At 36.3% G+C, this 19977-nt stretch carries 25 protein-coding genes; 6 read left to right on the forward strand and 19 right to left on the reverse strand.

Annotated features, from left to right (window positions below):
- Positions 1-53 precede the first annotated feature (53 nt).
- From BMZ31_RS20350 to BMZ31_RS11840, 3 genes are all read right to left on the reverse strand, one after another.
- Complete coding sequence (locus BMZ31_RS20350; RefSeq protein WP_175478085.1) at positions 54-200, reverse strand: hypothetical protein; 147 nt, start codon at positions 198-200, stop codon at positions 54-56.
- 147 nt (positions 201-347) lie between these two features.
- Positions 348-503, reverse strand: coding sequence for a YflJ family protein (locus BMZ31_RS11835; RefSeq protein WP_090831939.1), 156 nt, complete (start codon positions 501-503; stop codon positions 348-350).
- Positions 504-597: 94 nt separating this feature from the next.
- Entirely contained in the window at positions 598-2148 is a 1551-nt protein-coding gene (locus tag BMZ31_RS11840) for an HD-GYP domain-containing protein (protein ID WP_090831940.1), read from the reverse strand.
- 295 nt (positions 2149-2443) lie between these two features.
- Here BMZ31_RS11840 and BMZ31_RS11845 point away from each other — a divergent pair, with 295 nt between their 5' ends.
- Both BMZ31_RS11845 and BMZ31_RS11850 read left to right on the forward strand, forming a co-directional pair.
- Positions 2444-2920, forward strand: coding sequence for an Hsp20/alpha crystallin family protein (locus tag BMZ31_RS11845; RefSeq protein WP_090831941.1), 477 nt, complete (start codon positions 2444-2446; stop codon positions 2918-2920).
- A gap of 31 nt (positions 2921-2951) precedes the next feature.
- On the forward strand, positions 2952-3377 hold the full coding sequence (locus tag BMZ31_RS11850) for an Hsp20/alpha crystallin family protein (protein ID WP_090831942.1): 426 nt from the start codon (positions 2952-2954) through the stop codon (positions 3375-3377).
- Positions 3378-3420: 43 nt separating this feature from the next.
- On the opposite strand, the gene BMZ31_RS11855 is transcribed toward BMZ31_RS11850, so the two are convergent.
- Entirely contained in the window at positions 3421-3693 is a 273-nt protein-coding gene (locus BMZ31_RS11855) for a hypothetical protein (RefSeq protein ID WP_090831943.1), read from the reverse strand.
- Between the two features lie 102 nt (positions 3694-3795).
- Between BMZ31_RS11855 and BMZ31_RS11860 the strand changes: the two genes are divergently transcribed.
- Entirely contained in the window at positions 3796-4038 is a 243-nt protein-coding gene (locus BMZ31_RS11860; protein ID WP_090831944.1) for a DNA alkylation repair protein, read from the forward strand.
- A gap of 44 nt (positions 4039-4082) precedes the next feature.
- Here BMZ31_RS11860 and BMZ31_RS11865 read toward each other — a convergent pair whose 3' ends face one another.
- From BMZ31_RS11865 to deoD, 6 genes are all read right to left on the reverse strand, one after another.
- Positions 4083-4856 carry a hypothetical protein gene (locus BMZ31_RS11865; RefSeq protein WP_139206609.1) on the reverse strand — a complete coding sequence of 258 codons (774 nt, stop codon included), beginning with the start codon at positions 4854-4856 and terminating at the stop codon, positions 4083-4085.
- Positions 4857-4919: 63 nt separating this feature from the next.
- Positions 4920-5855, reverse strand: a complete 936-nt coding sequence (locus BMZ31_RS11870; protein WP_090831946.1) for a CobW family GTP-binding protein — start codon at positions 5853-5855, stop codon at positions 4920-4922.
- A gap of 20 nt (positions 5856-5875) precedes the next feature.
- Positions 5876-6256 (reverse strand): hypothetical protein, encoded by a 381-nt coding sequence (locus tag BMZ31_RS11875; RefSeq protein ID WP_090831947.1) that lies wholly within the window; start codon positions 6254-6256, stop codon positions 5876-5878.
- Positions 6257-6437: 181 nt separating this feature from the next.
- Entirely contained in the window at positions 6438-7940 is a 1503-nt protein-coding gene (locus tag BMZ31_RS11880) for a lmo1851 family serine protease (RefSeq protein ID WP_090831948.1), read from the reverse strand.
- A 129-nt stretch (positions 7941-8069) separates the two neighbouring features.
- Positions 8070-8924, reverse strand: a complete 855-nt coding sequence (locus BMZ31_RS11885) for a M15 family metallopeptidase (RefSeq protein WP_090831949.1) — start codon at positions 8922-8924, stop codon at positions 8070-8072.
- A gap of 274 nt (positions 8925-9198) precedes the next feature.
- The gene (gene deoD, locus BMZ31_RS11890) at positions 9199-9903 is read right to left on the reverse strand and encodes a purine-nucleoside phosphorylase (RefSeq protein WP_090831950.1); all 705 of its coding nucleotides are present in this window, start codon (positions 9901-9903) and stop codon (positions 9199-9201) included.
- Positions 9904-10111: 208 nt separating this feature from the next.
- Between deoD and BMZ31_RS20355 the strand changes: the two genes are divergently transcribed.
- Complete coding sequence (locus tag BMZ31_RS20355; protein ID WP_175478086.1) at positions 10112-10264, forward strand: hypothetical protein; 153 nt, start codon at positions 10112-10114, stop codon at positions 10262-10264.
- Between the two features lie 53 nt (positions 10265-10317).
- On the opposite strand, the gene BMZ31_RS11895 is transcribed toward BMZ31_RS20355, so the two are convergent.
- Both BMZ31_RS11895 and BMZ31_RS11900 read right to left on the reverse strand, forming a co-directional pair.
- Positions 10318-11088: a sporulation protein gene (locus BMZ31_RS11895; protein ID WP_090831951.1), complete on the reverse strand. Its 771-nt coding sequence runs from the start codon at positions 11086-11088 to the stop codon at positions 10318-10320.
- Positions 11089-11196: 108 nt separating this feature from the next.
- Positions 11197-11370, reverse strand: a complete 174-nt coding sequence (locus tag BMZ31_RS11900) for a YozD family protein (protein WP_090831952.1) — start codon at positions 11368-11370, stop codon at positions 11197-11199.
- A 202-nt stretch (positions 11371-11572) separates the two neighbouring features.
- On the opposite strand from BMZ31_RS11900, the gene BMZ31_RS20360 reads away from it, so the two are divergent.
- Positions 11573-11731, forward strand: a complete 159-nt coding sequence (locus tag BMZ31_RS20360; protein WP_175478087.1) for a hypothetical protein — start codon at positions 11573-11575, stop codon at positions 11729-11731.
- Positions 11732-11734: 3 nt separating this feature from the next.
- Here the strand turns inward: BMZ31_RS20360 and BMZ31_RS11905 are convergent, their stop codons facing one another.
- From BMZ31_RS11905 to BMZ31_RS11915, 3 genes are all read right to left on the reverse strand, one after another.
- Entirely contained in the window at positions 11735-12430 is a 696-nt protein-coding gene (locus BMZ31_RS11905; protein WP_090831953.1) for a hypothetical protein, read from the reverse strand.
- 129 nt (positions 12431-12559) lie between these two features.
- Positions 12560-12784 (reverse strand): YozE family protein, encoded by a 225-nt coding sequence (locus tag BMZ31_RS11910; RefSeq protein ID WP_090831954.1) that lies wholly within the window; start codon positions 12782-12784, stop codon positions 12560-12562.
- Positions 12785-13344: 560 nt separating this feature from the next.
- Positions 13345-14235 (reverse strand): acyl-ACP desaturase, encoded by an 891-nt coding sequence (locus BMZ31_RS11915; protein WP_090831955.1) that lies wholly within the window; start codon positions 14233-14235, stop codon positions 13345-13347.
- A 471-nt stretch (positions 14236-14706) separates the two neighbouring features.
- Between BMZ31_RS11915 and BMZ31_RS11920 the strand changes: the two genes are divergently transcribed.
- Positions 14707-16104, forward strand: coding sequence for a M28 family peptidase (locus BMZ31_RS11920; RefSeq protein ID WP_090831956.1), 1398 nt, complete (start codon positions 14707-14709; stop codon positions 16102-16104).
- Between the two features lie 487 nt (positions 16105-16591).
- Here BMZ31_RS11920 and BMZ31_RS11925 read toward each other — a convergent pair whose 3' ends face one another.
- The 4 genes from BMZ31_RS11925 to ablA all read right to left on the reverse strand — a co-directional run bounded on the left by BMZ31_RS11925 (position 16592) and on the right by ablA (position 19847).
- Positions 16592-17308, reverse strand: coding sequence for a hypothetical protein (locus tag BMZ31_RS11925; protein WP_139206610.1), 717 nt, complete (start codon positions 17306-17308; stop codon positions 16592-16594).
- A 442-nt stretch (positions 17309-17750) separates the two neighbouring features.
- Positions 17751-17894, reverse strand: a complete 144-nt coding sequence (locus BMZ31_RS20365; RefSeq protein WP_175478088.1) for a hypothetical protein — start codon at positions 17892-17894, stop codon at positions 17751-17753.
- A 211-nt stretch (positions 17895-18105) separates the two neighbouring features.
- Positions 18106-18384 (reverse strand): YokU family protein, encoded by a 279-nt coding sequence (locus tag BMZ31_RS11930; RefSeq protein WP_090832025.1) that lies wholly within the window; start codon positions 18382-18384, stop codon positions 18106-18108.
- Positions 18385-18395: 11 nt separating this feature from the next.
- Positions 18396-19847: a lysine 2,3-aminomutase gene (gene ablA / locus BMZ31_RS11935; RefSeq protein ID WP_090831958.1), complete on the reverse strand. Its 1452-nt coding sequence runs from the start codon at positions 19845-19847 to the stop codon at positions 18396-18398.
- Between the last annotated feature and the right edge of the window lie 130 nt (positions 19848-19977).

Below are 19977 nucleotides of genomic sequence, written 5' to 3' on the forward strand. Positions count from 1 at the left end.
AAGACTAAATCATATGATTTAGTCTTTTTTCTGTGTTCCGCTATGAATTGGTTTCACTCTACTAACTCAGTAAATTCAGATGACATGCCCCTACATCTTAAGAAATCCTCGAGTTCTTCATCTGTTACTGTTTCAAATCTGCCATCATGGAATAAAATCTGAGTTTGGTTAGGATTTATCCTGTTTAAGTCAAAGCTCATATTATCCACACCTTTTCATTTAGACTTAGGTCTATTTTTAACAATAACTTAGATTTCATTCTTAAAAATTGCACATTTCACAAATTTATAAAAATAAAAACTTCTTAATGATAATTTAAGAAGTTTGGTTTACATAATAATGTTATGTTATTCTTTTGTGTTCGAATCACAATATTCAACATATAGATTTCTAATAATAGAGGTTTTATATAGCTCCAATTTTTTTCTTTCGATTGGGTGTTTAGATAGACCTTTCTGCTTTAGTTGTTGAATGAACCAACCTTTTGAATATTGATATGCCATCAAGATTCCTCCTCTATCTTACAGTCCTCCCTTTCAAATTATGTTTAGCTCGGAAGAACTATTCCTCTGAATAGGCAAAAAATAAGCAGTTAATCTAATTGATTAAACTGCTTTGATTAGTATATTTTTCAGGTGCAATTAGAGACGAATCAGAAATCGTTGCTTTTTCATCAAATACTTCCAAAAAAGCATCTACAATGTCAGCATCCCATTGAATTCCCTTTCCTTCTTGTAATATCTTAATTGCTTTTCCAGGCTCCATTCCCTTTCGGTAAGGCCTGTCAGATGTCATGGCATCAAATGCATCAGCTACCGCAATAATCCTACCGAACAAAGGAATATTGTTTCCAGATAAACGATCTGGATAGCCTCTCCCGTCTACTCGTTCATGATGGGAACGAACACCAGGCAATAAACCAATCATCTTATCTGCTGGTTCAACTTGTTTCAAAATCCTTTCACCAATTACAGGATGAGCCTTTATCTGTTCATACTCTTCGTCAGTCAATTTCCCGTCCTTCAACAAAACATAATCCGGTACACCTATTTTGCCTATATCATGTAATAGTGCGGAACGATTTAACCGATCTACTTCGGCTTCATTAAGATCAAGTTTTATTCCAATTCTTTTAGAATATGTTGCAACCCTCATGGAATGACCAGCGGTATACGGATCTCTTGCATCAAGTGCTGCGGACAATACAGTCAAATAGCTCTCAAGAAGCTGTCGGTTCTCTTCTTCTCTGTGCTGAATTTCAGATATCATTTTATTAAAGCCCGAAAATAAGTAAGAAAATTCATCTGTATATACATTTGTCTTTAGATATCCATATTTCTGGTTTTCAACATCTTTCATCATTCTGAGAAGATGGGATATAGGTTCTTCAATGTCCTTGGCCATAAAGCGTGATACAAGTACCGCATAAATAAATGTCACAATCAAGATTAAGCCTGCCCATTTCCAATACAAAAGGCTTTCTTCACCTGTTAAATTTTCAAGTTTCACTTGACCCGCTAGCACAAAGAGAATGATGGGAAAAATACTAATCAGTAACACAGATGCGCGGAATTTCACTTTTACACGCACCCCGCTGTTTGTCGGCATTGCTATAGAAGGAGCATCATCATGTAAAATATCTTTTAGAAAAATTGAGATGGGTTGAATTGCATTTGTAGTCAAATAAAATTCAAACAAGGCGTGCATACTTGCCACTAGTATGCTTGCAATGAATGCATAGAAAATATAAACAGAGGGCAAAGACAAACTATTATTTTTGATAAAGAAATGCGCCAGAGTCATAGCAGGAACACTTAATCCAAATAAGTGTGGTAATAGGGTTCTCTTTACCGCCAGGATAGGAAACCGATACAATTGATGTAATGCCAGCTCGTTTGCTTTCTGATCTTGAAATGACGACTTAAAGGCACTCCTTATAGGTTGCAAGTGTATAAAGAAAACAAATGATTCCAATATGATCATGACACTAAATGAAACAATAATTATAAACAGGAGTATCTTAACATCTTCTGTTGTCAGTTCAAGAGTAGAGAACATAAAAGAAGCTCCCACTCCGATAACCGCTAAGGAAGATCCAACAAGATAATTAAGTATTAATTTTTTTATAAAGATATTATAGTGAGTCATTATTTAATTTCTAACCTTTCCTAAAACTTCTTCCCAACAAATCAATTAAAACTGTAAATTCCTTACTACTAAATCATTCCATTATTTCCGTTCATAATCAATCCTTTTTTTCGAGCAAGAATAATGAGGGCGGTATTCACTGTAAATATGAATGGTATAGAGTACATTCAAAACATACATGAATTGATTCATTAACCTATGGGCATACAACCGCATAGAATGATATCAATCATAGATGAAGGATGCCGAGGCTTCGCCCCTTGACGGAAAAAGTAAATGAAAGGAGGTAAACCTGATGTTCCCTTGGAACTTATTCCCTATAAATAAAGACACAAAAAACATGATGCAACAAATGAAACCTGAAGAAATTCAAAAATATGTGCAAGGCATGGTTGGCAAGATGTTTCCTCCCAATATGGAAGGAATGCATACGCCTCCCACATTCAAAAATAATTTTTCGGATGCTACTGTTTCACATTCGCCACCTAATCAAATAATCGAGACAATGGTTTTCGAAACTCACGATTTTGTATTTGTAAGGATTGCAATGAAACAAGAAGACTGGATTAACAAATTAAAGCTTTACCACACTTCAAACCATGTCATTATAGAAAACATTCCCGAAGACTCAGATCAACACAAAGTTGTCCTTCCAGCCATTGTTAAGAAAAAAGGAGCTACCGCAAGATTAAAAGATGGGATGCTGGAAGTTAGAATTCCTAAAAACAATGACCTGCAATTCTCAGAAATCGACGTAACGGAGAATTATTAAGTAGATACGAAGCTAAAATGAGGTTGAAAAAATGAACTTTAAAAACCTTAAATCATGGTTAGATTTAACGCAAGTCTATCAGTCAGACTTATTCTGGAAGCAAGTTATTGAAGGCAACGATCAAGTATTAAGCATTCCCAAAAATGAATCTCCTCCAAAATATGATCTATACACTTTCAAAAATTCCCTGGTGATAGAAGCAGAAATACCTGGCATGGATAGTGAGGATGTTCAGGTACAACTTAAAGACGGATACTTGATTTTATCAGGAGAATTTAATACCCTATCTCCTCAAAGAACTTATTATGTTAAGGAAAGATGCAATCAGAAGTTTGAAAAGAAAATTCCACTCCCACATCCCATAAATAATACAGAGATTAAAAAAGAAGCTCGAAACGGGCTCCTTTCCATTTATCTATCTTTAAAATCTATTGGTGAGGGAAACTTTTTCGAATAATACAAGAGGACCGCTCTTGGGGGCTGTCCTCGTTTTGTGCTTATTACTTTAGTTCATCCATTAATAGGTCATGCAACTCAATTAGTTTTAATTTATTCGTCTCAGACAATTGTGAGGACAACACGCGTTTTACTGCATAAAAATATTTCTCAAAACTATTTTTCCTCACCCTAGGATGTGAATTTTCATCTAACAATTCTCTTTTAATTGCTTCTTTCAAAATTTCTTCACTTTCTTTTTCATCTGCAATTAAATTTCTATTATTCCATATATGTCTGTATTGATTTAATAAATCATCGAAATTCCAGTTATCCATGTAAAACTCTCCTATTTTATGTTTTGTATAGTTCATTTTTACATAATTTTGAGTGAATATGCAAAAAATACCTTTAATTGCTATGAAAGGAGACATGCATCCATGAACACTCCCTATAAATGCCCTAACTGCAAAACGAATAGAAGCAGGTTCAATCTAATCCAACAAGTCTCTCAATCGGTTAAGATGGATCCTCATTCTGGTGAAGTGGTACAACAATATGACCAACAAAGTCTTGAGCCTTTCCACTTACCCTATAATGGCCCCGAGTTGAAAGTACAGTGTGCTGCATGCGGACTAATTGAAGATGAAAGAACGTTCATTAAGTTTGGAGAACAAGCTTGATGAATTGAAAACTAAAACACCTCAAAGGCACTCTTTGAGGTGTTTTAGTTCAGCCTATTAACTTGAAGAAATGTATCTGAATCAATTTTCCAAGAATCTTTATGAGAGAATCTCACCATATTTATTTCAGAATTGACAACCCTTCTTCCAGCTCCTTTTACGTACCATTCAATCTCAATCGGAATTGTCATTGATAATTCGTCGCGTAAATCTTCCTCAGGTAAAATAGGCATATTCGAAATCCTTACATTTTCTACCCTTTCCAGAATATCTTCCCATTCTCTTTTTTGAATAGAAACCGCCGATACAATCTTTTCGTCCTGTTGTTTAAATCCGGTAATAAATGCTGACACAACTTCGTATGGATCCGGTGTTGAAAGATATTGGTCCAACTGTCCAGCCGCCTTCAAGATCATCAATTTATGTGATAAATCCATAAAGTTCGTACGATGTGTAGTACTACCATAAAAGTGGATGCAAAAATGACCTGGAAAGTTATTCGGTAATGCTCCTGCTCCGTGTGGCATACCATGCATGGAGGCAGCTAGATTAAATTTCTTATCAAGGATAAGGATGGCACGACGTTTCCAGCTCCACTTTCCTCCATATATTTCTTTCATGATTTTTGTATCTTTTGATGTCAAAGGCTGGACATCAGCATGATTGCTTCCTGCCCTCCTTTGAACGTGAAATTGTTTGCCTGTCTCGATATCCTTTACGATAAATTTACTGTATTTAGGGAGCAACTGATTTACTTCCTGCCACTCAAGCATTCGTACTGGTTTAGTCGTCTTAGCCTCAACTTGATTTAAATTCAAAAGACAAAGTGCAAAAATCGAAAATATCCATTTCTTCATTAGGTTATCACTCAGTTTCAAGATTTATTGGTTAGTGCCTCTGTCGACTGTTCTTTCCAGCGATTTGAGGCTAGAACTTATTTCGTTCCAATCTATATTCTCCCCAATAAAAACAAGATTAAGCGGTAAATTCATATCTTCCTTCATATACAAGGGCATTCCATAGGAAAATTGAAATAAGTAAGGAAGTGAAGAATGATTAAATTTTACATAGCCTTTGATTCGATAAATGGAGTCAGGCAAACCTCTCAAAAAGTCTTCAAAGTCAGTTTGACTTATCGCTGACTTAAACTGGTATACGAAGGTACTTAGAGTTGTTGTCTCCTTCTTTTTTGGGCGTTCGATTGTTTGTTGATCGAATGACTGCTCATTTTTAAGAAGTTTTATGGAAACACTTGAAAAGGTTGTCAATACACACTTTGCATTTGGGTTTATGGATTGAATTTCATAAGATATTTTTGCTTGTTCTGAATCACTCAATTCATCCATTTTATTTACAATGACCAAAGAAGCGCTTCTCGTTTGTTCAAGGACAAGCTGTTGTAGTTGAGGGGAAAGACTTTTCCTTTGAAGCCATCTTTGACCATCAATCGTCGTAATGATACCCTTCACATTCAGTTTCTCTGCAAAAAGTGGAGATAAAACTGCATCAAGCACCTCAACTGGGTGTGCAGCGCCAGTAGTTTCTATGTAGATGACCTCTGGTTTAGCATCCATTAGCAAACCTTGTATTTGCGCTTCTACTTGTCCCTGAATCGTACAGCAAATACATCCACCCAATAACTCCTTTAACGCTACATCTTCTTCAATCGCGTTTGAATCAATTGATACTTTACCTAATTCATTCATCATTACGGCTACTTTCCTGCTGGCATTTCGTTCAGCCTCAAGCAATCGCTTTAGTAAGGTTGTTTTTCCGCTTCCTAAAAATCCAGATAATATATATACTTCCGTTTTCATACTCATTTCCTTTCAACTCGTTATAATCCTTCTATCATTTCTAAAACAATTGCCTCCATATCCCCTTGAATTTCTTCCAACGATCGATTAGTTAGATAACCAATTTTCTCAAACCATTCACTTTTACATTTCCATATTGGCAAGTAACCATTAGGATAATATTCCCCCTCATTTTCAATTCCTATCTCCAAATAAGATTCATAAAATTCATCAAAAACGTGTTGTTGAGAAGCAAATCCACCTTTTTTCCCTCGAACAACTTCTATGATCAACTTTTGGTTTTTTTCTATAAAAGCAGTTGAATACTTATGACTAATTTGGTCGGCTACTTTTTCACATTTGTCTTCCATTACGACAATCTCTTTATACAATTGATGATCCAAACAAGTATGTTGTTTCAAAATCTCACCTCATTAGTAACCAAAGGTTCCGCTCAATGACTAGAAAGGCTATATTTATCGAGTCATCCTAAAAACACATTTTATAGGATTTTGCAATTGTCTTCAAATAATATGTAAAGCTTTTGTTTTAAGGACGAAAAAAGTCCGGACATTCATCTGATGAATGGTCCGGACCCAATCTTTATTTAAGCATTTCCTTCATTACGTCCACAGCTTTTTTCAACTGCGTATCATTTTCTTTAATTTTCACTCTAATCAAGTCCATTAATTTGAGTGTAGAATCACCTTTAAGGATACCGTTTGCTTCTATATTTTGAGACTTTTGGAATGCCATCACAGCATCTTTAGTTTTTTCATCAAAGAAACCATCCTCACGGCCAGGATCAAATCCTACAACCTTAAGCATCTGTTGAGCCATTTTGACTTCATTTGACGAACTAGCTAATTTCAACTCTAACTCGGGATTAATCAGTGAAAAATTAGCATACGAAGGCAACGCTACTTCGTAATCAGGCTTGATCCCCTTTTTGTGAATCCAATTCCCCTCAGGTGTAAGCCATTTTGCAGTCGTATACTTAATGTTTGAGCCATCAGGAAAGTCTTGAGCAGTTTGAACAGTACCTTTACCGAAGGACTTTTCACCGACAAGTTTGACTCCTGCAGATTCTTTCACAGCGGCTGCAAGAATCTCGGATGCACTTGCACTTCCTTTATCTATTATGACGACTAAAGGGAATTCGGGGTTTCCTGCATTATTTGAAGGATACTCTTTAATATTTCCAGCTTTGTCTTGTACCTTTAGTACTACTTTACCCTTTGGTACAAACATGCTTGATATATTGACAGCTTGGTCAAGTAAGCCTCCAGGATTTTGCCTTAAATCCAATACAAGCCCTTTCATTCCTTGCTTTTGCAAGTCATTAAGAACTTTCACAAGCTCTTCAGAAGTATTACTTGAAAAAGTAGTAATCTGGACTTTTCCGATACCATCTCCAATCATTTCCCCATATACGGTTTCAATTGGAATTGTATCACGGATAATTGGAACCTTAAGAATTCCTTCTGTGCCAGTACGTTGAATAGATAGTTCAACCTTAGTTCCTTTTTTTCCTCTTATCAGCATGACTGCTTCAGTCGAACTCATACCCTGTAGACTTTTCCCGTCTACAGAAATAACCATGTCATTTGGTTTAAGTCCTGCTTTTTCAGCAGGAGAGCCTTTTAATGGGGAAACGATTACGATATGCCCATCTTTTTCTTGGATTTCTGCCCCAATTCCTTCAAAAGAAGATGAAATACTCTGATGAAATCCTTCTGCTTCTTTATCAGTCATATAATCAGAGTATGGATCATCCAATGCTTCAATCATGCCATTAATGGCACCATTGACTAATTTTTCTTGATCCAATTTTTCAAAGTAGCCCTTATTTAAAGTATCGTAAGCAGAATAGAGTTTGGTGAATTCCGCCCTTTCTAAGTTAGCTGACATCTGGGCCATTGGTTTATCATTACCAAATGTAAGTGCAAACGCAGTTATTCCAGCAGATACCATAACGACAAAAAATAAAAGCATGATAAAGTGAAATCTTTTCATTCTTACTGTGCCATTCGTTTTCTTTGGCACCATTTCCATTTCTTTTTCTCGATCAACCTTTTCTTCTTCCAAGCACTTCACCACTTTCATAAGCCGACAATGTAATGGATTTGTTTAACTCTTACTGTTTAGAATAACATCTTTTAATTGAAAATAACAAAAAAAAGTTCGCATTCTCATGTATACAGCACCAAATTAGAAATTTGTGCATAAAAGGTGCTAGATTTTCTTCACTTCATTAAAATATTCCTCTAAAGTCCATTTCTTTTTGTAGATGATTTCAGCAGCTGTTTTTCCTACATAGCGAAAATGCCATGGTTCATATTGATAACCCGTAATTCCTTCTTTCCCTTTTGGGTATCTCAGAATATAACCAAATTTATGAGCATTCTCCGCCAACCATTTCCCTTCTTTTGTTACCCCGAACTCTTCAGTCAAATCCAGATTCGTGCTCTTACTAGAGATGTCCATAGAAAGACCTGTTTGATGTTCACTTTGACCAGGGATTGCAACAGCGAGTGCAGCTTGTTCTAAGCCGACTTTATCGATTTCAGCTTGGAAAATAGTTTGTTGGCGATCGTATGAACGATAGCCCGAAACAGCTATCAGTTCCACACCGACTTGCTTTCCTGCTAAAAACATTGATTCTAAAGCCCTCGCAGCTTCTTGTCTGACGAAACTTTTCTCTAATTTTTCATCTCCAAATGAAAATAATACATTTGGTCTTACCAAATCATTTGGTATATAATCTGCTGGCAAATAACCCGCTTGTTTATTAACTAATGCCAAGATATTATCTGGGTTTTGAATAATGTTTTTTCCATTTACTTCTTTTAACTCATTAAAGAAGAAGGATTCCAACGTTAGGACGTTCTGTTCTTCGCTCGGTGTTATTGGCTGACTCTCAGGTGTATCATTTTGATTTGCTTCACTTTCTTTAACAGATTCCGACTGCTGTTCTTGACCATTCTTTTCTTGATCATTCAGGAACGGAACCTTTTTCTTAATATTTTCGATTTGACTACATCCATTTAAAATCATCATACTAACGATGATTATGGCTATTTTTTTCATATTATCCCCAACCTTAATGCTTCATTTATTTCTTTATAATTTCACATTATACCTTTTGATTGATTCTTGTGCCATTCAACTATAGTCGTGAATTTCAAATAATAAAGGAATTACAATTCCATTGCTGATATTCATTTGAATTCATTCCCATTTCACGGATTAATTGCTATTTTTTTCATAAAACAATTTTCTTTTAAAATGCTCTGTTAAATTTGCGTGTTGATTTCCGCGCCATAGCCTAAATAAAAAGAACTCGCCATAGGCGAGTCCATTTTTATTCCTTAATGGCAGCTTCTAACGCTACTTCAATCATGTCGTTGAAAGTAAGCTGTCTTTCTTCTGAAGTAGTCTCTTCACCAGTTAGGATGTGATCACTTACTGTTAGGACTGATAATGCATTTCTACCGTATTTTGCAGCAAGTGTGTAAAGTGCCGTTGTTTCCATTTCAATAGCTAAAATTTGATATTTAGCCCATTTTTCATGTTCCGCGTGATCGTTATAGAATGTGTCAGCAGTGAAAATGTTCCCTACTTTTAAGCTTAAGCCCTTTTCAATACCTGCATCATAAGCTTTACGTAATAAATCAAAGTTTGCAGCCGGAGCATAATCAACATTTCCGAAAATAACTCTATTCATTTGAGAATCTGTTGAAGAAGTCATAGCCAAGATTACATCACGGACTTTTACGTCTTTTTGAATAGCTCCACATGTACCAACACGGATTAGGTTTTGAACATTGTAGCTTTGCATCAATTCATTGATATAAATTGAAATGGATGGAACACCCATTCCAGTCCCTTGAACTGAGATTCTTTTCCCTTTATATGTTCCAGTGTATCCGAACATATTTCTAACTTCGTTGTAACATTTTGCATCTTCAAGAAACGTTTCTGCAATATATTTTGCTCGTAAAGGGTCTCCTGGAAGCAGGACCGTTTCCGCAATTTCATTTTCTTTTGCACCAATATGTATGCTCATTTTGAATCCTCCAATCATTTATGAAGCGTGTTATAAAATGCTCCATCTCCTACACTATATCATAACCATTACCTTCAAAAAAACACTTCTACAAAAATGACATTGTTTTTTCACTTTTGGGTATTCTAGTCTTAGCCCCACCAAATTAATATTCCTTTTGGTGGAAACGGCTGCTTGAGACTTCACTAAAGTAATTGGAGGTTTTCTCATGGGTAAAAAACATCGAAACAGAACGAATTCACCAAAGAAAAATAATCATATACCTGCTGACCAAATTATTGCTGAACACAATGCTCACGCAAAAGAGAATTCAGGTGCCAATAGGAAAAACGGCCCTGGTCATAATAATGAATTGAGCTAATGACTTTCATAAACCATAAAAAAGGTGGAGTTTTTTCAACTCCACCTTACCCATTAAGAATATTTATTTAATACCGATAGTAATTGTTGTTGAATAGCATTTACATCTGGATTTGAGACAGTAAACCTTACATTCGTTTCATCCATTTCCATTGCTTCGGATAAGAATCCACCTAATCCTCTTGCACGTCTGTCAATCTGCAATAATACTTCTGTAGATTGATTTGATAATGGACGGAAAACAATCTCAATTTCATCCAGTTTTCCTCTAAAAGAACCTGCTACTGGAATGAATTCAAATTCTTGTACAAATGGAAGTCTGCCACGTAGCTTATAGGAAGCTTCTTGACAGTCGGCTTCCCTCATTCGGAACCCAAGGTTATCAACTGCCGAGAACACTGCAGACATGAGGTTATTCGGAATCACATTAATAAAATCCTTGTCTCCTGGATCTACTGCATTTTTAATATCCAGTCCTGTTTGCACCCAGATCTTCGTACGACCAAGGGATATCGGTGTATCATCTGGTAATTGGAATGAAAACGGAATTTCTTTCTTCTCACCAGACCGAATGGTAAAGGCTTCTGTCAATCGGAAACGCTCGATAGCGGTTGAGACTGTATATTTTTTATCATCTGATTCCTTTATGTAAGTCGTGTTTAGGGATAAATAGATTTCATCCACCTTTTGTTCCGTTTTACCACCTTTAATTTCCACTACACCTCTTACATTTTCCCCTGTAAAATAAGTAGCCTTTTCCAGTTTAGTATCGACAGTTGCCGATCCTATACCAACACTTGCAAAAACCTTATCAAAAAAAGACATCTTTTTCCCTCCCATTTCTTGAATACTAATCTATACGGATAATCATACTAAAAAGTTTCATCCTCAAATAAAAAGGCGGGTTATTCCCCACCTCAACGCGATAAAAATTTATTCTTCTTCCTTTTCCTCATCTATTATGCACTTTTCAAGCAAGTATTCAAAAGTTATATCAGCTATTTCCTCTAATTCTTCTTCGGTAGGAACGTATCCCCTTTTCATTAGCTCATGAAAGAAAAATTCAGCAATCTCTTCCGTATCAATAAATACTTCCATTTCTCTCACAGCATCGCCCCCTTTTTAGAGAATGTATGATAAATCAAGCACATTCATGCTATCCAAATGGAAAAGTATAAATCACTTATTAAAAGTTATGTTTTTTTCCGGTTAGTAACAAACTTCAACCAATTTTTTCTTCATTTCACTTCTCAAATGAAGTGGACAAGCATATTTTGTAATACACAATGTTTGAGGAGGAGATTATACTATGGAAAAATTGATTACTTTGTTTCGCGAGGATGTTAACCAGAATGACAGTGCAATCATTAAGCAGATGGGATCTTTCACAGAAAGTATCTTTAATGGAATAAAATGGTTTGGTATTCCTTTTTTTATTTTCATTTTCATTCAACTTATCGCGGGGTAGTTTTTAAACGTGACTTTTTCCATCATTATTTAAGATCGTTTGCAACTTTCTTACTACGACCCTCATAACATGCTGATATTCTTGTTCATGAAACATCTCATAAAGAATTCGATAATCATTATAGATATCAAGCAGACTATCAATTAATTGTTTCTTTTCCTTTTTTCTTTCAAGTTCTTCCAGCTCGGCTTTACGATAAAGGTTATGCGGCATTGGAAGTTTTAAAGGTTTTTGCTGTTTGTTGATCAAATACAATAATCCTAATTTTTGAATAAAAGTATCGGCACTCTCAGCATCAGCGACTAATGTCAATTCTTCTTCGCCTGCTTCGAGCCAATCGCCATCACTAACCCGAGATAATTCATAAATGACGTCTTCCCAGGCATCTTCTCTATAGCGCCAAATCTCTGTACGAAAACCTACTATCTTAAATAGGTCGGCACCATATCCACTTACTTGAACCAAATCGCCAAAGAAATATTTGTATTCAATATCGATTTGCTCTGTCTCAATTGCGTCTCCCTCATATTCGGACAGTAGCTTTAGTCCGGATTCCACGAAGAGTCCCTCACTTTTATTCACTTCATATACATACTGATCGTCAAGCCACTTCACCTCTGTGACCTTCCCAACCGTTCCATACATCGTAATCACGACTGTATCACCGATTTTATATTTCGGTAGTTTCTTTTTTTCCATTCTTCCTCCATCCTCTCAATGATCCGCCGTGAATTTTGATTACGATAGTATATGCATGGTTTAAAAATACGTCATTTAAAAAAATAAAATCGTTCTGCAAAAAATGCGGAACGATTCAAGTTCTTTCTATTATTGACTTTCATCCTGAAGATACAAATTCCATGCTTCGTCAAAAACAACCATACTCTCTAGGTAATGACCATTCAGTTCGAGGTATGAACTAACTTCTTCGTAATCAAACGATGTTTTCGGAAAGCTGTGATCTAAGTATGCATGGTTGGCAAACTCACTAATTTTGTCTTTCGGTTCAGGATGTCTATATTTCATAAGAAAGTGATAAAAAGTCTTGTTCATTAGAAAACGCCTTTCTTCATATCGATTTCGACTTTAAACAAGTCATGGTAGAAATAATATATCGAAAAGTAATTACAACGTCTACTATTGCATATCGTATTTTCAATCCGAACAAAAAAACAACCGATATTGAACCAAAAAAGTTAGACAAATTTTTTAGGTTGCCTGTTGGACCTGAATCCGGCATTTCACTGGACTCAGGTCTCTCAATTTGCCTGTTTTCGTAAACTTTGTTGCGATTTAACAAATTGAAAATTGAAGGTAGAGGTTGATTTCTGCTCCAGGATGCTCGTTTTCCGCGAAGTTACTTAGCTGGCTATCTTCCAAAAGGCAGAAATCTTAATAGAATCCATTCGTATTGTGCCTGGAGCTGGAGCTGATATCTTTTTGAAACACTTAATCAGTGACTTTTAAAGCAAAGAAGTTATGTGCTGATTATACTTACCTTTTTGTTCCAAAGATTATACATAAATCAAGAAGTAATTCTAGGGAATTTATGCGACTTTTTATTGTTAAATTCAAAAAAGAACCATCGGGGGTTTCCCCGTGGTTCTAATGTTTTATTTATTTTTATAAAATCGGTCTCTAACCCTTTTTAGACGTGCGTGATAATTGAGAATATCAAGCCTCGCCTTTTCAGCTAGTGGAGCAATTGGTCTTAGATTTTCAACATCCCAATACTCTATAATTACATCGAGCACCTGATCAAAATACTCCAATGGGCCGTAATTAGCTTCTTTTGCTATGATGCTCATGCGATTTTCAAAGTCAGGCATTACCGCCCCTGGCATCTGGAAGTTCATGATTACGTTCGCCAAGTGATAGCAATAATTCGGTTCAAGCTGAAGATGGAACTTAATGACGTCACGATAAAATGCATAATGCAGAGTTTCATCCTTGGCAAGACGACGAAGCAGGCTCGCCAAATCTTTGTCATGTGGGGCTGCTACTTTTGCCACATTATAATAGAACACCATCGTAGCCAGCTCCTGCATCGAAGTGTACACCATCGTTTCAAATGGCGTATGGAAGTCTGGATCCCATCCGTTTTCCACCGTCTGTTTGTGGAGCTGGTGCAAGCGCATCGGCTCTACATTTCTAGTTATTAGCAGGTAATTCTCTAACAAATTACTATGCTGGTCTTCTTCCGCTGTCCACGTATGGACAAACTCTTTTACTACGGAGAGTGAACCCTTAAATGTCTGATCTAGATAAGAGGTAAACCATGGCAAATTTACTTCAGTTAATAGTGCCGTTTCAACTGCCGTAATAACAGAAGCTGGGAGTGTGACCTGGCTTTCATCCCAAGGTACACGGCGGAAATCCATTGCCTTGTCCCACGGCAAATATTCGTGATAGCCCCAGTCTATTTTATCGGCCCTTTTCTTATGTTCCTCATATAATTCTCTGATTCTCGGTTCCAGTCTAAAGTCCAAATCATTTGTTAACAAAGTAAATCCCCCAATGTTAAAAACTTGAATTTTGTTTCCTAGCCTGTCCAAATTTCATTACTAAGTATCACACCTTGCTATTATGACCAAGTACCAAATAATATTCTATCACATTATTACACTATTTAACTACCACAGAGGGACTACATTGAAAAAGTAATATGGAAATATTACCTCATTTCATTTTTGTTATTGATTTGTTTAATATCATTAGAATAGTTTAACTACAAGAGATTTTATGAACCAAAATACCCTGGGTTACTATGAATTTACCTTGAGCAATACCTACTATTTGTATCTGATATTTCTCTCATAACCAACAGATTTGCACAAATAATTTGCGGCTTTACAGGAAACAAGTCATTAAAATGAATGAATTTCGTCACTTTCTGTAGATAGATATACATTTACCAGATTTTTCATTCAGCTGATAATTTACTAGCAAGCAATTATATTTTAAGGAGGAGTTACATGTATCGAAAGACAATGACAGGAATATTAGCTGCTGGATTGGTGTTCAGTTTTCATGGAGTTATGGCTCAAGGTCCGGGCACAACATCAAATGCGCAATCAGATTCTGCTTTTGACAATAAAATCATCAAGAAGATCAATTCAGATAATATGTATAACACGGTAGCTAAGCTTTCACTACAGCCACGGGAAGCTGGAACTGAAGGAGAACTGGTAGGCGTTAACTACATAAAAAGTCAGTTTGAGCAATATGGATATGAGACAGAGTTGCAGCCGTTCCCTATCTATGAGGCAGTTAGGGATAATGTTTCAGGCTACCTAGAAGTGAATGGCCAATTATTCAATCCTTATGTATTTAGTGGTTCTCATAGTGCAGAAGTAACTGGCCAGGTTATTTACGTTCGAAAAGCGCTTGCGGGCACAGTTCCGGATGCTGTAAAAGGGAAAATTGCTCTGATTGAGCGCGGGGACATCACATTCGTGGAAAAAATACAAAATGTCCTCAACAAAGGGGCAATCGGAGTTATCATGTATAACAACAGCGGAAGTTCTAATGCTTTTGGACAGGCTACTTACGGACAAAACATACCTGCTGTGGCCATTACAAAAGCTGAAGGCCTAGCCTTGGTAGAGAAAATAACCAACGAACCACTGAATGCCACTATTAAAGTTGCTGGTTCAGGCGTGGTTGAAAAAACATCTTACAATGTCATCGCTAAGATGAAACCAAACAAAAATAAAGATAACGGACAGGTTGTCATGATTGGAGCGCATCATGATTCAGTACACAATGGCCCAGGAGCCAATGATGATGCATCCGGTGTATCTGCAGTTTTGGAGCTTGCTCGCGTAATGGCTAACATGCCAACGGACACTGAACTGCGTTTTGTCACATTTGGTGCGGAAGAAAAAGGTCTCTTGGGATCCTATCATTATGCCAGTACTTTAAGTAATGACGAGGCTGATAGAATTGTAGCCCATTTCCAAATGGACATGGTTGGAAGTAAGGATGCGGGTGCTAACCATCCGGCAGGTGGTTTAATCATGTATACGATTGATGGGAAGAAAAACCTCGTAACGGATTTAGGTGCGGCTGCAGGTGCGAGAACCGCAGCTTCTGAGATTCTTACGTATGGTAAGCTTGGACGAAGTGACCACCAGCCTTTCCATGAACTTGGAATACCAGCAGCATTGTTCATCCACTCACCGCTCGAACCTTGGTACCACTCTCCAGCTGACACGATTGATAAGATCGATAAAAATAAACTACAGGAAGCGGCAGAAATTGTTGGTGCATCTGTTTACCAGATTGCAAGACCTGATACTCCAGCATTGCAAAATGCTAGAGTTGCTCCTGGTCCAGTCCAATATGATTTCGAAGATCGTCCGGTCCAGTAAAATAAAAGAAAGATATCATAATAGCTGTGGGGCAGTTTTGGGTCCTGCGGCTTTTTTTATTTCACAAGTCATATGTCAGATAGAAATCCAGTAAGTTGTTAAATAAAGGCTGTTTTCGCATTGTTTGTTGCTTCAACGATTAAAGCAAAAACACGTATAGATTCATATTTCGTGCTCTTTTCCTCAAAATAAAATTCTAAACGCTAAATCCCTACTGTTTTCAGTATAGAGAAAGCCCTACTGCCGGCTTTTTCTTGTTCCCATAACAACAAGTTTACGAAAAGAGCCTAAATAAATGATTGGAAGTATCTTTGTTGTTCCACATAAAAGTTTTTTGCATCAATCTAAATCAGCAGAAAACAAAAACGCACAAGTGAAGAATCACTGTGCGAATACTGTGTAGATTTTGTCGGACAGCCTAGGAATCGTACCCAGCTTACCTGACACACATGTCAAAATTGGCCTTAAGGTAAAGAAATAATACTTTTTAACCTACAGATTTATTCTCTAAGTTATATAATTTTAAATGCTTTGGAATATCAATACCGTACATTTTTGATACCCCTTTTTTCTTTGCATTTCTGCACGTCTTTATCAGAAACTTAATTGTCGTTTTCATTTCTTTATCTTTTATCCTTGCCGCTTTTGACATCTTCTGCATATCTTCTAATATCCCTTGAACGAATAAGATTTTGGTACAGGCTAATTCATAATATAAACGCGCGATTCTACTTTCTCTAATATTTTTGTCTTCATCAATTCCCAATACACTTATTTCTGCCATCCTAATTTGCTCTTTAATTTGCTCTAAAGCAAAATATCTTGAAATGACAACCATACTGAGGTTGTCTTGATTCTGTTTTTTAATCAGTTTATGTATCTCGTCTGAAACATCTAATATATGTTTTGAAACTAAGGTAATGTTTTTGGTTTTCTTACTTTGTTTATTTAATTTTCTGAAATTTTTATTTCCTAGTTCCTTTTTCTTTATATCTATATTTATTTTTATGGTGGATAATTTTATATATATAAATCTATAGGCAGTTATATATGTATTATTAGCTACCGTTATACGATCCCGATCAATCGTTAACTTATAAGTGATATAAACTCCTATCAATACACCTAATAATGGAGAATAAATATAGAGTAATAGTGGTGGTTCAAATAAAAGTTTGCAAAAAGCTATGATTTTATCCATCATTTCATCCCCCAAAACCAGGCATTTTTCAGGCAAGAGATAACTCAAAATTACGCCCTGTATACTTTTATCCTTATACTTAAAAACTACGTTCTTAATCCAAAACTTTAGGGGGTTTTCGACATATTTTGAATAAATTTTGTTTTTTCAATTTCTCTATACATATTGTGCTAAAGAATTTTATACTAATTTAAGGAGATGGGTACTCTTTTTTCCTTTGACTCTGCAAGAATATGTTTAGGGTCTCATACTCCGAAATAAGGCTTATTTAATCACAGAAAAGGGCATCTCTTTTTGAATTATTTCACCGAAATAGTACTATCTTTATTATTGTAACAACCATTTAACTTGCATCCGTTAGCCATCCATGAATTGCAAAAAAAAAGCGCTTCACCACAAAGAATGAAAATGGTTAGAAAGTGTCAATACTGATATTGACCTTCATTTAGTCACCCCTAATCCATAGCCAAATTATTAACGCCCTCCTCTTTTCATTACCCAACTGTTTACCAATATCTCGGAAAGATAATGTTTCCTTTTCATATTCCTTTACTGCCCATAACTCATCCTCAAATGTAAATTTAGTCATTTAAAAACTGCACCTCCATTGTTAGTTTTGTATCTAACAATGGAGGTGCAGTTCACAATCAGTTGTTTTTATTCGTATTCCAGCTCCAACACCTTCCAAGTTTTCAACTTAGAATCGACTCTCACAAAATAGATGACTGTCCTGTCATGCTTAGAGAAGCACGGAGGTTTTTCCAAAAGCCATAACTGCTGCTCACGGTCCTTCCGCTTTTTTAACTACTAAAATCAAAATAGTTTCGTTTTAATAATCTTGGAATCGTCATCAGTTCTGCGTAAGAAATGGACTTCCCAATATTTTTAGTATTAATAAGAAAGAGTTGGTCTTCAATCTCTTTTACGGTAGTTTCTGACTGGTACGAAATTTTGCATTCATCGCAGAAAACGGAAGGTGTCTCTGTAATCTCAATTGCTCGTGATCCATCAGGAAGCTCCCAATATACCCGATCTTTTACCTCTGAAACTTTTTCCGCTTCACACCATTCACATCTAATCTGTGTCAAATCTATTCCTCCTGTCCTGTCGGAGAAGGATTATGCGTAATGCCTGATGTTTCAGTTCCCGTTTTTTCTAGTGTTTTTCCAACCTGAGCTTGAAATTTTTTTTCTTTCAATTCATCACGGATTTCCCGTTTATCTTTTAAAGAAGAATGTGCTGGATCTGTATAATAGTTTTGTCGACGATTGAGTCGGGTCAATCCTTCTGGAACTAGATTGAATTGTTGGTCGGTCATGATACCAGAAATTCCAATCTTACTTCTCTTCTCCTCCATATCCGGATAAATCTCTGCAAAATAGCCTTCTGCAGTTCCAGGGGTGTATTTCTCAGGTTCTGGATAGGAAGTAATAACTCCTTCAAAATTTCTCAAGACGACTTTGTCGGCACTTTGTGAAATCAAATAATTTGGTTGAAGGGATATTTTCCCTCCTCCACCAGGGGCATCAACAACAAAAGTTGGAACCGCATAACCAGACGTATGTCCTCTCAGCCCTTCAATAATTTCCAGACCTTTTGAAACAGGAGCCCTGAAATGGCCGATACCTTCAGAAAGATCACACTGGTAAATATAATATGGTCGTACTCTAATTTTCACTAGATCGTGCATTAGTTTTTTCATAATCGGAACACTGTCATTGATTCCAGCAAGAATAACGGATTGGTTTCCAACAGGAACGCCTGAATTGGCAAGCATTTCACAAGCCTTCTTTGATTCTTCCGTAATTTCAATCGAAGTATTGAAATGCGTGTTCAACCAAATTGGATGATATTTCTTTAAGATGTCACAAAGTTTTTCTGTGATCCTTTGTGGGAAAACAACTGGAGCTCTTGTTCCAATTCGGATGATTTCTACATGGTCGATTGCACGAAGATTCTTCAAGATGTATTCCAAAATATTATCATTTATAAGAAGACCATCTCCACCTGAGATAAGCACATCACGGATCTGTGGGTTGCTTCCTATATAAGCAATAGCAGCATCTAATTGTTTTTTAGGTACTCCCATTCCAATTTGACCAGAAAATCTTCTTCTCGTACAATAACGGCAATACATAGAGCATTGATTTGTTACTAAAAATAAAACCCTGTCAGGGTAACGGTGTGTCAAGCCAGGTACCGGTGAATCCTCATCCTCATGGAGCGGATCTTCCAAATCGTATTTTGTCTTATGGATCTCTTTTGAAATAGGAACCGATTGCATCCTGATAGGACATCTAGGATCATCCGGATTCATTAAGGAAGCATAATATGGTGTGATGTTTAATGGAATTGTTTTAGTGGAAATTCTTACGCCTTCCTCTTCTTCTGGTGTCAAATTGATTACTTTACGTAAATCTTCAAGATTTCGAATTGTATTCGTTAACTGCCAGAGCCAATCATTCCATTGCTCCTCAGTTACATCCTTCCATAATTCAATCTCGGACCAATGTCTGTTCGGTTTATATAATGAGTATTTCATAACACCCCTCCTATTCTCTTACTTTTATTAATGCAATTTTCGTGCCAAATAAATGAGAAGGTCTTACTCCTATACATCATTGAGTATTTAATTAGATTGTTCAATCAAACATGGGAATTCCGCCGAAAAA

Origin of the sequence: Bacillus sp. cl95 (genome assembly GCF_900115925.1) — a bacterium.
Taxonomy (GTDB): domain Bacteria; phylum Bacillota; class Bacilli; order Bacillales; family Cytobacillaceae; genus Neobacillus_A.

What these genes read in the sequence shown, in the direction of transcription:
- BMZ31_RS20350 (WP_175478085.1), bottom strand. Translation starts at nt 200, where the DNA reads ATGAGCTTTGACTTAAACAGGATAAATCCTAACCAAACTCAGATTTTA.
- BMZ31_RS11835 (WP_090831939.1), bottom strand. Translation starts at nt 503, where the DNA reads ATGGCATATCAATATTCAAAAGGTTGGTTCATTCAACAACTAAAGCAG.
- BMZ31_RS11840 (WP_090831940.1), bottom strand. Translation starts at nt 2,148, where the DNA reads ATGACTCACTATAATATCTTTATAAAAAAATTAATACTTAATTATCTT.
- BMZ31_RS11845 (WP_090831941.1), top strand. Translation starts at nt 2,444, where the DNA reads ATGTTCCCTTGGAACTTATTCCCTATAAATAAAGACACAAAAAACATG.
- BMZ31_RS11850 (WP_090831942.1), top strand. Translation starts at nt 2,952, where the DNA reads ATGAACTTTAAAAACCTTAAATCATGGTTAGATTTAACGCAAGTCTAT.
- BMZ31_RS11855 (WP_090831943.1), bottom strand. Translation starts at nt 3,693, where the DNA reads ATGGATAACTGGAATTTCGATGATTTATTAAATCAATACAGACATATA.
- BMZ31_RS11860 (WP_090831944.1), top strand. Translation starts at nt 3,796, where the DNA reads ATGAACACTCCCTATAAATGCCCTAACTGCAAAACGAATAGAAGCAGG.
- BMZ31_RS11870 (WP_090831946.1), bottom strand. Translation starts at nt 5,855, where the DNA reads ATGAAAACGGAAGTATATATATTATCTGGATTTTTAGGAAGCGGAAAA.
- BMZ31_RS11880 (WP_090831948.1), bottom strand. Translation starts at nt 7,940, where the DNA reads ATGAAAGTGGTGAAGTGCTTGGAAGAAGAAAAGGTTGATCGAGAAAAA.
- BMZ31_RS11885 (WP_090831949.1), bottom strand. Translation starts at nt 8,924, where the DNA reads ATGAAAAAAATAGCCATAATCATCGTTAGTATGATGATTTTAAATGGA.
- deoD (WP_090831950.1), bottom strand. Translation starts at nt 9,903, where the DNA reads ATGAGCATACATATTGGTGCAAAAGAAAATGAAATTGCGGAAACGGTC.
- BMZ31_RS20355 (WP_175478086.1), top strand. Translation starts at nt 10,112, where the DNA reads ATGGGTAAAAAACATCGAAACAGAACGAATTCACCAAAGAAAAATAAT.
- BMZ31_RS11895 (WP_090831951.1), bottom strand. Translation starts at nt 11,088, where the DNA reads ATGTCTTTTTTTGATAAGGTTTTTGCAAGTGTTGGTATAGGATCGGCA.
- BMZ31_RS20360 (WP_175478087.1), top strand. Translation starts at nt 11,573, where the DNA reads ATGGAAAAATTGATTACTTTGTTTCGCGAGGATGTTAACCAGAATGAC.
- BMZ31_RS11905 (WP_090831953.1), bottom strand. Translation starts at nt 12,430, where the DNA reads ATGGAAAAAAAGAAACTACCGAAATATAAAATCGGTGATACAGTCGTG.
- BMZ31_RS11910 (WP_090831954.1), bottom strand. Translation starts at nt 12,784, where the DNA reads ATGAACAAGACTTTTTATCACTTTCTTATGAAATATAGACATCCTGAA.
- BMZ31_RS11920 (WP_090831956.1), top strand. Translation starts at nt 14,707, where the DNA reads ATGTATCGAAAGACAATGACAGGAATATTAGCTGCTGGATTGGTGTTC.
- BMZ31_RS11925 (WP_139206610.1), bottom strand. Translation starts at nt 17,308, where the DNA reads ATGATGGATAAAATCATAGCTTTTTGCAAACTTTTATTTGAACCACCA.
- BMZ31_RS20365 (WP_175478088.1), bottom strand. Translation starts at nt 17,894, where the DNA reads ATGACTAAATTTACATTTGAGGATGAGTTATGGGCAGTAAAGGAATAT.
- ablA (WP_090831958.1), bottom strand. Translation starts at nt 19,847, where the DNA reads ATGAAATACTCATTATATAAACCGAACAGACATTGGTCCGAGATTGAA.